14 protein-coding genes are annotated in these 12,219 nt (G+C 56.1%); 12 read left to right on the top strand and 2 right to left on the bottom strand.

From position 1 onward, the window contains the following. Nucleotide 1 precedes the first annotated feature (1 nt). Nucleotides 2-1,246 (bottom strand): RNA-guided endonuclease InsQ/TnpB family protein, encoded by a 1,245-nt coding sequence (locus AXE65_RS10645; protein ID WP_153015453.1) that lies wholly within the window; start codon nucleotides 1,244-1,246, stop codon nucleotides 2-4. 330 nt (nucleotides 1,247-1,576) lie between these two features. Between AXE65_RS10645 and AXE65_RS10640 the strand changes: the two genes are divergently transcribed. The 6 genes from AXE65_RS10640 (at nucleotide 1,577) to coq7 (ending at nucleotide 5,318) form a co-directional block, all read left to right on the top strand. After that, nucleotides 1,577-2,062, top strand: a complete 486-nt coding sequence (locus tag AXE65_RS10640; protein ID WP_068392021.1) for an LEA/WHy family protein — start codon at nucleotides 1,577-1,579, stop codon at nucleotides 2,060-2,062. A 51-nt stretch (nucleotides 2,063-2,113) separates the two neighbouring features. Further along, nucleotides 2,114-3,052, top strand: a complete 939-nt coding sequence (locus AXE65_RS10635; protein ID WP_068392018.1) for an NAD(P)H-dependent flavin oxidoreductase — start codon at nucleotides 2,114-2,116, stop codon at nucleotides 3,050-3,052. 84 nt (nucleotides 3,053-3,136) lie between these two features. Beyond that, on the top strand, nucleotides 3,137-3,418 hold the full coding sequence (locus AXE65_RS10630) for an antitoxin of toxin-antitoxin stability system (protein ID WP_068392016.1): 282 nt from the start codon (nucleotides 3,137-3,139) through the stop codon (nucleotides 3,416-3,418). Continuing rightward, nucleotides 3,415-3,693 (top strand): type II toxin-antitoxin system RelE/ParE family toxin, encoded by a 279-nt coding sequence (locus tag AXE65_RS10625; RefSeq protein WP_068392013.1) that lies wholly within the window; start codon nucleotides 3,415-3,417, stop codon nucleotides 3,691-3,693. Before AXE65_RS10630 ends, AXE65_RS10625 begins: the two co-directional genes overlap by 4 nt. A 124-nt stretch (nucleotides 3,694-3,817) precedes the next feature. Further along, complete coding sequence (locus AXE65_RS10620) at nucleotides 3,818-4,651, top strand: DUF805 domain-containing protein (protein ID WP_068392009.1); 834 nt, start codon at nucleotides 3,818-3,820, stop codon at nucleotides 4,649-4,651. A gap of 19 nt (nucleotides 4,652-4,670) precedes the next feature. Next, nucleotides 4,671-5,318 carry a 2-polyprenyl-3-methyl-6-methoxy-1,4-benzoquinone monooxygenase gene (coq7, locus tag AXE65_RS10615; RefSeq protein ID WP_068392006.1) on the top strand — a complete coding sequence of 216 codons (648 nt, stop codon included), beginning with the start codon at nucleotides 4,671-4,673 and terminating at the stop codon, nucleotides 5,316-5,318. Nucleotides 5,319-5,331: 13 nt separating this feature from the next. On the opposite strand, the gene AXE65_RS10610 is transcribed toward coq7, so the two are convergent. Beyond that, nucleotides 5,332-5,754: an OsmC family protein gene (locus AXE65_RS10610; protein WP_068392001.1), complete on the bottom strand. Its 423-nt coding sequence runs from the start codon at nucleotides 5,752-5,754 to the stop codon at nucleotides 5,332-5,334. A 131-nt stretch (nucleotides 5,755-5,885) separates the two neighbouring features. Between AXE65_RS10610 and AXE65_RS10605 the strand changes: the two genes are divergently transcribed. From AXE65_RS10605 to AXE65_RS10580, 6 genes are read left to right on the top strand one after another with little or no spacing between them, the layout of a single operon-like run. Further along, entirely contained in the window at nucleotides 5,886-6,707 is an 822-nt protein-coding gene (locus AXE65_RS10605) for a DUF2189 domain-containing protein (protein ID WP_068391997.1), read from the top strand. Nucleotides 6,708-6,716: 9 nt separating this feature from the next. Further along, on the top strand, nucleotides 6,717-7,427 hold the full coding sequence (locus tag AXE65_RS10600; protein WP_239685082.1) for an RDD family protein: 711 nt from the start codon (nucleotides 6,717-6,719) through the stop codon (nucleotides 7,425-7,427). Then, nucleotides 7,424-8,434: a stage II sporulation protein M gene (locus tag AXE65_RS10595; RefSeq protein ID WP_068391991.1), complete on the top strand. Its 1,011-nt coding sequence runs from the start codon at nucleotides 7,424-7,426 to the stop codon at nucleotides 8,432-8,434. Before AXE65_RS10600 ends, AXE65_RS10595 begins: the two co-directional genes overlap by 4 nt. Further along, on the top strand, nucleotides 8,421-9,938 hold the full coding sequence (locus tag AXE65_RS10590; protein WP_068391988.1) for a DUF4129 domain-containing protein: 1,518 nt from the start codon (nucleotides 8,421-8,423) through the stop codon (nucleotides 9,936-9,938). The genes AXE65_RS10595 and AXE65_RS10590 overlap by 14 nt, the downstream gene beginning before the upstream one ends. After that, nucleotides 9,935-11,122, top strand: coding sequence for a DUF4350 domain-containing protein (locus tag AXE65_RS10585; RefSeq protein WP_068391986.1), 1,188 nt, complete (start codon nucleotides 9,935-9,937; stop codon nucleotides 11,120-11,122). Before AXE65_RS10590 ends, AXE65_RS10585 begins: the two co-directional genes overlap by 4 nt. After that, the gene (locus tag AXE65_RS10580; RefSeq protein ID WP_079214140.1) at nucleotides 11,119-12,144 is read left to right on the top strand and encodes an AAA family ATPase; all 1,026 of its coding nucleotides are present in this window, start codon (nucleotides 11,119-11,121) and stop codon (nucleotides 12,142-12,144) included. The genes AXE65_RS10585 and AXE65_RS10580 overlap by 4 nt, the downstream gene beginning before the upstream one ends. Nucleotides 12,145-12,219: the final 75 nt, after the last annotated feature.

The raw sequence follows: 12,219 nt of genomic DNA, 5'->3' as shown, positions 1-12,219 counted from the left end.
GCTAAAGCAAAGGGATTCCTACCGCGTCCAGCGAAGCGTTGTCGCTTTGCTGAATCACCTCGGCGGGTTCCTGCTGCTGATCCCCTACTTCAGGATTCACTTCACAGGCGAACCGGGCATGTCCTGCCCTTAATATATTGATCGCACCGACCATGTCGGCGTTGTTTTCGTAGCCGCATTCGATACACGCGAAATGCGCTTGGCATTGGCGGTTGTCTTTCGATACATGCCCGCATACGGGACAGGTCCGGCTGGTGTTTTGCGGTGGCACCGCTACCAGTATGCCGCCGTTCCAGTCCAGCTTGTATTGCAACTGCCGCCGAAACTCGAACCAGCCTTGGTCGAGTATGGCTTTGTTCAGGCCAGACTTGGCACGGACATTACGCCCAAGCGCTTCGCTTGTCCCCGCCGCTGATTTCGACATATTGCGTACCTGCAAATCCTCAATACACACGACCGCGTGGTTTTTGCTGATCGTGCTTGTGGCTTTGTGCAGGTAGTCGTGACGGGTGTTACGGATGCGTGCGTTCAAACGCTGAACTTTGCGTGCGGCCTTCCACCAATTATTACTGAATTTCTCCTTTCGGCTCAATGACTGCTGCGCTTTGCGTAGCGCCGTTTCATGCCGCTTGAAGCTGTTGAGCGGTGCGAGGTAACGACCGTCCGAGAGCGTAGCAAAACGGGCAATGCCAAGATCAATGCCAATAGCGCTGGTGGTTTCGCGCAAGGGTTGTTCCACTTCCCGCTGGGTCTGTATCGACACAAACCACTTGCCCGCCCGCCGCGATACCGTGACATTGCGCAGCACACCTTGAATGTTGCGGCTATTGCGATAGCGCAGCCAGCCCAGTTTGGGTAGAAATATCCGGCTATTCGCTTCATCGAGCTTGATTTGCTGCGGCTGCGGATAGCGGAAGCTGTCGCGCACGCCTTTCCTTTTGAAGCGGGGAAATTCCGCCCGTTTGGCAAAGAAGTTGGCATACGCCCGTTCCAGGTCTTTGAGCGATTGCTGCAAAGTCTGCGCAGGCGAGCACTTCAACCAGGCAAGCTCGCGCTTCCACGCAGGTAGCCGATTTGCCAGCATCGTATAGCTGAACCGCGTTTGCTTATCGGCCTCGTAGCGCTCCTTTTGCAAAGCCAGCGCTTTGTTATAGACAAACCGGCACGAACCGGCAAAGCGGTTCATATCGCGCTTTTGCTGCCCATCCGGTATCAGTTCGTATTGGTAGGCTTGCAGACGTTGCATGCTTGGCAGTATAGGTCGATCTATGAAAAACAACACCGATGAGCTACGCAGCAAGGACGGCTACGCCGTCCGCGCTATCCATCCTCGCCCTGAAGAGGCTGTCGCAAAAGGGACAGAGAACTCATTTTATTCTGAATTTAAATTTTAACCACGTGATTTTATTGATATAAACTAAACAAATCCGTAGCAAAAATCAGGTAGCGGAGCATTTCGCGACAGCCTCTGAAGAGCGAGGTCTTACGCGCAACTCTGATAAATCATTGCCGCTATAATCGACCCGCCCCAAAAAAAGGTAGTTTTTAAGCCAGCAACAACCGATGGGAGTTTGCCATGTTTGGATTAAATCAACGTTTTTTTACCACCGTTAGCTTATTTCTGTTGTTGATGATAAGTGGCTGCCACACGACGGAAGATCTTAAAACGCCGCAGATTCGGCTGGTTAATATTGAAGTCGAAGAAATCAAACTGCTCGAACAAAAATTTATTTTGCATCTGCAAGTGGATAATCCCAATGACCTTACACTTGCCCTGCACCGTTTCAGTTATCAGCTTTGGTTAAACAATCTGGAAATAGGCAACGGCCAACTGGATAAAAGGTTTAGTATTGCCGCGCACAATTCACGTCTTATTGAAGTACCGCTGCATACCAATATCTGGCAGCATATAAAACCCTTGACCGCCGCGCTAAAAAACCCACAAAACCCGCTGCATTATCGTTTGCAAGGCAAAATAAAAACCGGTTGGCTGTTTGGCTCTAATCTGCACTTTAACAGTCAAGGTGAGATGACTCCTGCCGATTATTTGCCGCAGCTCTAGCCACTGCGCTATGGTTTATCCTTTTTACACCGCCACTTTAAGGAATGCTCCATGTCTTTACCCGCCTTGCTTAACCATCGCCTGCGCCTGCCGCTGGTCGCAGCTCCCATGTTTTTGATTTCTGCGCCTCAATTGGTGCTTTCTTGCTGCAAAAACGGTGTGGTCGGCAGTTTTCCCGCACTAAACCAGCGCACCAGCAGCGGTTTTAGCGATTGGGTAGATGAAATCAAAGCATCACTGACCGAAGATGACGCGCCTTTTGCGGTCAACCTGATTGTGTTTAAAGGCAACCCGCGCGTTTCGAGCGACCTTGCCATCTGCGAAAAAAAGCGCGTACCCATCGTTATTACCAGCTTGGGCGCGGTCAAAGAAGTGGTCGATACCGTGCATAGCTACGGCGGCTTGGTGTTTCACGATGTAACCACCCGCCGTCACGCCGAAAAAGCCGCCGAAGCCGGTGTTGACGGCCTGATAGCCGTAGCCGCCGGCGCCGGTGGACACGCCGGAACGCTCAGCCCGTTTGCCTTAATCCGCGAAATCCGCGAGTTTTTCGACAAAACCCTGCTGCTTTCCGGAAGCCTCGGGCACGGGCGCGAAATTCTCGCCGCGCAAGTGCTTGGCGCAGACCTTGCCTATATGGGCACGCGCTTTATCGCCACGCAGCAAAGCGATGCCGATGAGGCCTACAAACAAATGCTGCTGCAAGCCCGCGCCGGTGACATTGTCTATACTCCTGCCGTTTCCGGCATTCCTGCCAACTTTATGCAAAAGAGCCTGGAAAAAGCCGGTTACGATACCGAACGGCTGAAAAAAGGCGAAGTACACAAACCCGCACAGGAGTTCAGCAGCGAGGAAGCCAAAAGCTGGAAGAACATTTGGTCTGCCGGTCACGGTGCAGGCAGCATCAGTGATATTCCTTCGGTAGAAGCACTGATCGCGCGACTGGATAGCGAATACCAAGCGGCTGTACGACAGGTGCGTAGCCACTAAACATCCCTTCAGCGCGCACGATACTAACAAGGTATATACTTCGTCAGTACCTTTGCAAAAAGCGTTTTCACAAAGGAGCGCACCATGGCAAAAGAAGCCGTTTTCACGATGAAGCTGGAACCTGAGTTGCGTGCCGACTTTATGGCCGAAGTGATCGCCGAAAATCGTCCGGCATCCCAGGTCATGCGCGAGTTGATGCGCAGCTACATCGAGCAGCGCCGCCAGGCTCGCGAGTACGACGAATACCTGCTGCGCAAGGTCGAAGCCGGACGCGCCTCCATGCGTGTCGGCCGTGGCCGGTCGAATGATGAAGTTGAAGCCACCTTCGCTGCCAGGCGCAACCAGGTAGCGGCGGGCCAGACGTGATAGTTGTCTGGACGCCAGAAGCGGAACAAGACCGCGCCGACATTTGGGACTACATCGCGGCCGACAACCCCGGCGCAGCCGTTCGTATGGATGAGCTTTTCCGCGATGCGGCCGCCCGGCTGGGCGCTCATCCGCAGATGGGCAAGGCGGGCAAGATCGCCGGCACCCGCGAGTTGATACCGCACAAAAGCTATCGGCTGGTGTACGAGATCGACGGAGACAGGGTGTGGGTGCTGGCCTTGGTGCATACGGCCCGGCAGTGGCCGCCGGTGTAAGGGAAGAGCGCGCAGGCGGGTGCTTGTCGGTGCGTAGCCACTAAACATCCCTGCCATACCACCTGCCCGCGGGCGAGGGGCGGGCTTTCCCCTCTGCTATTTATGGGAGAGAGAAGAAGTTTTTATGTGCCAGCCCCGTTACAAAATCATCTTTAGCGGCGAGCCGCTACCCACGGTCTCGGATGAAACGCTAAAAGCCAATCTCGCCCAGTTGTTCAAAATTTCCTTGGAAGAAGCGCAGCAGCTGATGTATCGCGGCGAGATAACCCTCAAGCGCGACCTGCCCGAAGCCGAGGCCGAACGTTACCTGGCCGCGCTGCAAAACGCCGGTGCCGTCTGCCACAAGGAAGCCGCCGAACTTGCGCTAGTCCATGACGAAGCGCTGGAACAAGCCAAAGCCGCCGAAGCCGAACGCTTGGCGCAAGAAGCCGAGCAGCAAGCCGCCGAAGCGGCGCAAGGCACCCCATTAAACCCTTACCTCGCACCCAAGGCCGCCGTTTTCGACGAAAACGACGAGCGTTTTGCCGAAGCGCTTAACCCCTACTCCGCAGAAGGCCGTATTGGCAGACTACGTTATTTGGCCTGGTTAATGGCATCGACACTGGTGATTGGCATCCCGCTGTTTGTGGTGACATCGCTGCTGTCCTGGATAAGTTCCAGCTTAAGTGCTCTTGCCATGCTACTGTTTGTGGCGGGCGGCATAATGCTAATCGTTTGCGACTTTCGCTTTGCCATCCAGCGTCTGCACGACCTGGGGTTTTCCGCCTGGTGGGTATTGCTGCATTTTGTGCCGATAGCGGGCAGTATCTTGCCCTTTGTACTGATGCTTGCCCCCGGCAGCTCAAAGCGCAATATCTACGGCCCGCCACCCCCGCCCAACAGTTTGGCCGTACAGTTTCTGGCGGCGTTATGGTTGCTGCCGATTGTGTTTGGCTTGTTGAGCTTACTGTTTCGCTAATGATTAAAGGAAAGTCGCCATGATGCTTAACCGCCACTACAGCCCCCTCGACCGCCTGCTGCTGCAAGCCGATGCCGCTTTGCGCACTTTAGTGCCGGGCAGCAGCCAGCCAGCGCGCCCATCCCCAGCAAACGCACTTGCCGAAACGAGCTTAAGCGAAAGCCAGAGTCGCCATTTGGCCGGACTGATGCGTATCAACCACTGCGGCGAAGTCTGCGCACAGGCGCTCTACCAAGGCCAAGCCTTGACCGCCAAACTGCCCGAAGTACGCGATCAGATGGAGCAAGCGGCGCAGGAAGAGGTAGACCATCTGGCTTGGTGCGAGCAGCGCTTAACCGAGTTAGGCAGCCGCCCCAGCGTGCTGAACCCGCTGTTTTACGGACTGTCACTCACTATTGGCGCACTGGCTGGACGCATCAGCGACCGCATCAGTTTGGGCTTTGTCGCCGCTACCGAAGAGCAAGTCTGCCGTCATCTGGATGACCATTTGCAGCAACTGCCGGATGACGAGCAAAAATCCCGCGCCATTTTGCAAGCCATGCGCGAGGACGAACAGCGCCACGCCGAATCCGCGCTGGCCGCAGGTGGCTTTGACTTTCCCGCACCGGTTAAATTCGGCATGCGCTGTATCGCCAAAGTGATGACCAAGAGCACTTATCGGATATGAGGATTGCGAGGACTTACTCCGCCTCAATCACCTCGTGACTGTGGCTGAGCAGCACCCCGGCGCGTTCGAGCATCACACCCGCCGAGCAGTATTTTTCTGCCGAAAGCTGCACCGCCCGCGCCACTTGTGCGGGCGCAAGGCCACGCCCTTTGACCACAAAATGCAGGCGGATTTGGCTAAAGACTTTAGGCACAACCTCTGCGCGCTCGGCCTCTAACTGCGCCTCGCAACTGATGACCTGCTGGCGGGATTTTTTCAGGATGGAAACCACATCAAAGCTCGCGCAGCCACCCAAGCCCAGCAGTAGCATCTCCATTGGCCGCACGCCCAGATTACGCCCGCCCAACTCCGGCGGGCCATCCATCAACACGGCATGGCCGCTGCCGGATTCGCCCAAAAACATCGCCTCGCCCACCCATTGAACCCGTGCTTTCATCGCCTGTTTGCCTTAAGTGAAAAAGAAATCCAGCTTAGCACGCGGCTCTCTCCCACTTGTGGGGTGCTTGCCTCGCCGCCGTGCAAACACTTAAGCTGCTGCCTCCAATAATGACCCAAGGAAAGTCTGCCATGACGACAAACTCCACCAATAACAACCCTTACAGTGCACCACAAAGTGACCTTGAACTGGATAACAGCCAAGGCAAGGTGCCTTCCATTAGCGAAGCGCTGTCGCGCGGTTATGACTTTGCCATAGGTGAAGTACTAAGCGAGGCATGGAGCAAAGTCAGTGGCAGCAAAGGCACCATTATCGGTGCGGCTTTGCTTACCTTTGTGTTGATGTGGGTCGCTTCTTTTATAGCAGGATTGATCAGTTCTCTTATTGGAATCGCTTCCCCTGGATTGGGTATTGCTACTGAATTGACACTAGAAATTATCACCGGCGCATTGATAGCCCCAGTGATTGCCGGTCTATTTTTAATCGGTATGCACCGCTCCGCTAATTATCCCATCCGCTTTAACATGATTTTTGACTTCGTTAATAAAGCCGTACCGTTGCTGTTAGGCTACTTATTGATGAATCTCGTTATTTTTGTTCCTGCCGCGTTATTGGTGGGATTGGCTGCCGTACTCGGTCTGCCCATCGGCGTGCTTTTTCTCGCTATTGCCATTGCCGTTATTTACGCCACCTATTTAAGTGTTGCTTATATATTCACCTTGCCTTTGATGGCCGAGCGCGATTTATCCCCTTGGCAGGCGCTGGAAACCTCGCGCAAAGCCGTTAGCCAACGCTGGGGTAAAGTCTTTGCTGTGCTGATACTGATCTACCTTTTTATGCTGCTCAGTGTCTTTACGCTATTTATTGGCTTGATTTGGACTATCCCGCTGGCGCTTATTGCGCTTGGCATTGTCTACCGCACCATTTTTGGCGTGCTGCCGCCTACCCACTAAATCAGTCCGGTGAGCTTACCTTTGCCCAGCGCAGCCAGGCTCGATAGCGTCTTCCATCTGGAAACCCCTGAAGGCATTGACCTGCTGCTGCGTCCGGCAGGTCCCTTGCCGCGGGCGCTGGCCTTGTTGTTCGACCTGCTGCTGCGCGGCTTGCTGCTGGCACTGCTGGCGGTTGTGCTGTTTTTTTTTGGCGGGCTGGGCAAGGGGCTGATCACTATCTTGGCGTTTGTGATCAGTTGGGGCTACCCGATTTTGTTTGAGGTGCTCTGCCAGGGGCAAACGCCGGGCAAAAAGCTGATGGGGCTTTGCGTGGTGCATGACGATGGCACGCCGATTGGCTGGCCGTCTTCCATCACCCGCAATCTGCTGCGTGCGGCGGATATGCTGCCGGTTGGCTACGGCCTCGGCTTGGTGGCTTGTCTGCTGCAAAAGCAGTTCAAGCGCCTGGGGGATTTGGCGGCAGGTACTTTGGTGGTCTATAAGCCCGCGCTAGCCAAAAACCGCCCCGAACTGCCAAAAGCGACGCCGCTGCGCCTGCCCTTTGTGCTCTCAGCGGATGAACAACGCGCGGTGCTGGATTTTGCCGAACGCCACAAGCAGCTTTCCAGCGCCCGCCGCGCGGAACTGGCGGCCATTGTCGCGCCCGTGCTGAGCGTGGATGAAGCGCAGGCCGAGCAGCAGCTTCACCGCCTCGCCCGCGGCCTGTTGGAGAGCGCATGAAGCAAAGCCAGTTTGAAAGTCGCTACCAGTCGCGCTGGCAACAATTTGCCGAGCAGCTTGAAGTATTGGAAGGCGCTAAGAAATCCCAAAAAGATAAAAAACAAGCGGTAAAAGCGGACGAGGGCTTTATCAGCGCTTATCGGGCGCTTTGCCAGCAGCTTGCGCTTTCTACCGAGCGCGGCTACAGCCGCCATCTGATCGACCAGTTGCAGCAACTCGCGCTGCGCGGTCATCAGCAGCTTTACCGGCATAAAAGCACCTTGGGCGTGCAGCTTTTGCGCTTTGTGCTGGTTGGCTTTCCTCAGCGCGTGCGGCAAGAGTGGCGCTTTGTCCTCGCCGCCTGCCTGCTGCTCTTTGGCAGCATGCTGGGCATGGGGATTTTGACTTATCTGTTCCCAAGCTTGCTGGAGCTGCTGGCAAGCCCCGAGCAGATTGCCCAATTCGAGCAGATGTACAACCCCGCCGACCCGCGCTTTGGCAAAGTCGGCACACGTGAGGCAGCGACCAACTGGGGGATGTTTGCCCATTACATTGAAAACAATATCGGCATTGCCTTTCAGACCTTTGCCAGCGGTGTGTTGTTTTGTATTGGCAGCCTGTTTTATCTGCTGTTTAACGGCATTTATATCGGCGCGATTGCCGGTTATTTAACGCAAATCGGCTCTGGCGCGCCGTTTTGGAGCTTTGTTGCTGCGCATTCGTCCTTTGAACTAACTGCCATAGCCATCAGCGGCGCGGCGGGGCTGCGCCTTGGCATGGCGCTGCTCGCCCCCGGGCGCTTGCTGCGCGGCGAAGCGCTGCGCTTGGCCGGGCGCTCGGCTGTCGGCTTGATTGGCGGCGCAACACTATTTTTACTGCTCGCCGCCTTTATCGAGGCGTACTGGTCGCCGACCATCTTGCCTTGGCTCTGGGTCAAGTACCTCTTTGGCATTTTTCTCTGGCTTTTGATGCTGGCTTACCTGTGTTTGGCCGGACGTGGTATGGAGACTGCCGATGCATTTGACTGATGCGAGCGTGGTACTGCGCCAGCGCAGTGCCTGGGAGGCGGTTGACCTTGGTCTGCTGCTCGCACGCAAGCACAGCGCCCTGCTGCTGATCAGCCAAGCGCTGGTTACGCTGCCAGTCTTTGCATTGATCAGCCTGTGCCTTTGGCAGCACCCAGCCTATGCGTATCTGTTGTTTTGGTGGCTTAAGCCGCTGTATGAAAGGCTGCCTTTGTATATCCTCTCGCGCGCGTTGTTCGGTCAAACACCGCGCTTGAAAGAAGCGCTACGGGCGCTGCCCAAGCTATTGGGACAGCAATTTTTTGCCAGTTTGCTGTGGCGCAGGCTTAGCCTGTGGCGCAGTTTCGCCCAACCGGTTGTCCAGCTTGAAGGCTTACAAGGCAAGGCGCGGCGCGAGCGGCTGCGCATCCTTGGGCAAAAAGACAGCGCCACCGCCAGCGGCCTTACCCTGATCGGCGTGCATATTGAGCTGCTGCTTTGGCTGGGTCTCTGTCTGCTGGCTTTTCTGCTGCTGCCGCAGCAACTATGGACGCTTGACGATTTACTGAACATCAACAACTGGATTCTTTCCGATGAAGAGAGCCGCCTGCACTATCACCTGTCCAACTTGGCCTATGCGCTGGTGCTGGTATTTTGGCAGCCGATTTACGCCGCTTGCGGCTTTACCCTGTATCTGAACCGCCGTACCCATCTGGAAGGTTGGGACATCGAGCTTAAATTTCGCGCCCTGCGCCAGCGCAAAACGGTCAATCCCTTATTGCTGCTTGTACCCGTACTGCTGGCCGCGTCCCTCGCCCTGCCCTCGCCCGCCCTGGCACAGGGGGAGGAATTAGGCCCGGATAAAGAACGCCTGTTGCAGCAGTCGCTCACCAGCAAAGCGGCGCAGGATGAGATTAAAACGCTGCTTGATGCGCCGCCTTTTACCAACCGCAAAACCCAAACCGAATGGCAATGGGATAATAAAGCGTCCCTGATTTCTGTGATTAAGGCTTGGTTTAGCTGGCTGTTTTTTCTTCATGATTTAGCGCAGTGGATACAAATTGTGCTGTGGTCTGTGGTGATCAGCCTGTTTGCCTTACTTGCGTGGCGCTGGCGACACTGGCTGGCCACCTTTTTTCAGCCTCGCCATTTGCGCAAAAAGGCCAAAGTCGCGCCGCCGGCGGTATTGTTTGGCCTTGAAGTCACGCCCGAAAGCCTGCCCGAAGACCTGCTCGCTGCCGTGCGCGGTCTGTGGGATCACAAACCGCGCGAGGCGTTGGGATTGTTCTACCGTGGCCTGCTCAGCCGACTGCTGCACCAATTTAATCTGCCGCTAACCAGCGCCCATACCGAAGGCGAGGTTTTAGCCCTGGCCCGCTCGCTGCAACAAAGCGAACTGACCGATTTTTGCACACAGTTGACCGACTGCTGGCAGCGCACCGCCTACGGTCACGAGCTTCCCGGCGCTTCACTTAAAGAGCCGCTCTGCCAAAGCTGGCAAGCTTTGTTTGAAGGGCAAGCGGCATGAGTTTACGCAAAAAAATCCTGCTTGCCCTGCTCGCCGCTTTGCTGCTGTTTATAGTCTCCTGTGCGTTCTGGGCGGGCAGCCGAGTTACCCGTCATAAGAAGGAAATCACCTACCCCTCGCCACAAGCACTGTTCAATCCCTACTTGGCGGTTGAACACTTTTTGAAAAAACAAGGCATAAGCATTCGCCGCAGCAGGAGCCTCAAAAGCGCCTTGCGCACTCCATCTGCTGGGAAAACCCTGCTGCTGCTTGCCGAAGGGCGCTCGTCCATGACCCGGCAGCAAACCGAGCAACTTTTGCAATGGACAGGCTTTGGCGGGCATCTGGTGGTGGTGGCAGAGCGCATCTGGGACGAAAAAAAAGGGCAAAGCGGCGACCTGCTGCTCGATAGTCTAGGTATCGAGCAGTATCTGTCCAAAGACTTGGCCGAGGAAAAACCGGCCAATAAAAAAGCCGAGCGCTATCCCAAACTGACCAAGCTCTATCTGGAAAACGAAACCTCGCCGGCCTACATCAGCTTTGATACCCGCTACCACCTGTTTGATGCGCAAGACCGCGCCCATGCTTGGGCAAACAGTGGCGGTGGCATTACCCACATGCTGCAACTGCACTACGGCGACGGGCTGATTACCGTACTTTCCGATCCGTGGATCTGGAACAACAACAATATCGGTCAATACGACAACGCCTGGCTGCTCTGGTATCTGACCCAAGACCATAAAGAAGTCACCCTGCTCGATCAGTTCAAAGCCAAACAGAACCAGCCGAACCTTATTGATGCCCTGCTGCAATACTTCCCCGAAGCGCTCGCGGCCTTGGCGCTGCTGCTGCTACTGATCCTCTGGCATAACGCGCAAAGGCAAGGTCCACTGCTGCCAGCGGCTTCACGCGCCAGACGGCAACTGGAAGAACATCTGCGTGCCAGCGCCGATTTTTTGCACAGACAGCAAGGCCACGCCCACCTGATCCAGATGCTGCAACAAGACATCGAAAAACGCGCCGCCGAACGCCAGCCCGGCTTTGCTGCACTTACTAACCTCGCACGTCAAAAAGTGTTGGCGCAGCTTGCCAGAACATCCCTCGCCGAGGTGCGCGCGGCGATGCAGCCACCGGCCGAACGCCCAAGCGCCGCTGATTTCAGTCATCAGGTCAAAGACCTGCAAACGCTCAGGAATGCCCTATGAACACCACGTCCGACCTTAATCCACCCGCTATCGATTTGAAGAAATCCTTTGACGAACCCGGCGCCGCCCGCCAGCGCGCCGCATTAGTGGTGAGTGCACTCAAACAAAACCTTGAGCAAAGCCTGATCGGCCAAAGCGCGGTTATTAACGATGTATTAACAGCGCTACTGGCCGCGGGTCATGTGTTGCTCGAAGGCGTACCCGGCCTCGGCAAAACCTTGCTGGTTCGCGCCCTGGCGCGGGCGATTGGCGGCGCGTTTGCGCGGATACAGTTCACCCCCGACCTGATGCCCAGCGACGTCACCGGCCACGCCGTCTACGACAACCAAAGCGGCGAGTTCAAACTGCGCAAAGGGCCGGTATTTACCAACCTGCTGCTCGCCGATGAAATCAACCGCGCGCCGGCAAAAACTCAAGCCGCACTGCTCGAAGTCATGCAAGAGCACCAAGTCACCCTTGAAGGCCGCGCCTTGCCCGTGCCACAACCCTTTATGGTATTGGCCACGCAAAACCCGATCGAACAAGAAGGCACCTACCCACTGCCCGAGGCCGAACTCGACCGCTTTATGCTCAAACTGCAAATGGACTACCCCGATGCGGCGGGCGAATTGCAAATGGTGCAGCAAGTGACCCGTTCGGCCAAAGCCGACATGCTTGAAGTCACCGAACAGACAGCCATTTTGCAAGCGAGCGACCTGATCACCCTGCAACAAATCGCAAGCCAGATGCCGCTGGATGAGCAAGTGATGGACTACGCCGTGCGCATTGCCCGCGCCACGCGCAGTTGGCCGGGGCTTTTGCTCGGCGCAGGGCCTCGCGCCTCGATTGCGCTGGTCTGCTGTGGCCGCGCCCGCGCCCTTTTGCGCGGCGGCGACTTTGTCTTGCCGGACGACATCAAAGCCTGCGCTCCCGCCGTACTGCGCCACCGCGTGCGGCTGTCGCCAGAACTGGATATTGAAGGCTTATCCGCCGACCAAGTGCTGGCCTCACTGCTCGAACAAGTCCCCGCGCCAAGGCTGTAGAAGGAAAAGGGATAAGGACAGGGCTTGCGCGCTGAGCGGGTCTGCACGATACTTGTATCACATCAGCCAAAGGAG

Origin of the sequence: Ventosimonas gracilis (assembly GCF_001580025.1) — a bacterium.
GTDB lineage: Bacteria > Pseudomonadota > Gammaproteobacteria > Pseudomonadales > Pseudomonadaceae > Ventosimonas > Ventosimonas gracilis.
The sequence above is the reverse complement of the archived record's forward strand: the minus strand, read 5'-3'. Positions and strand labels throughout refer to the sequence as shown.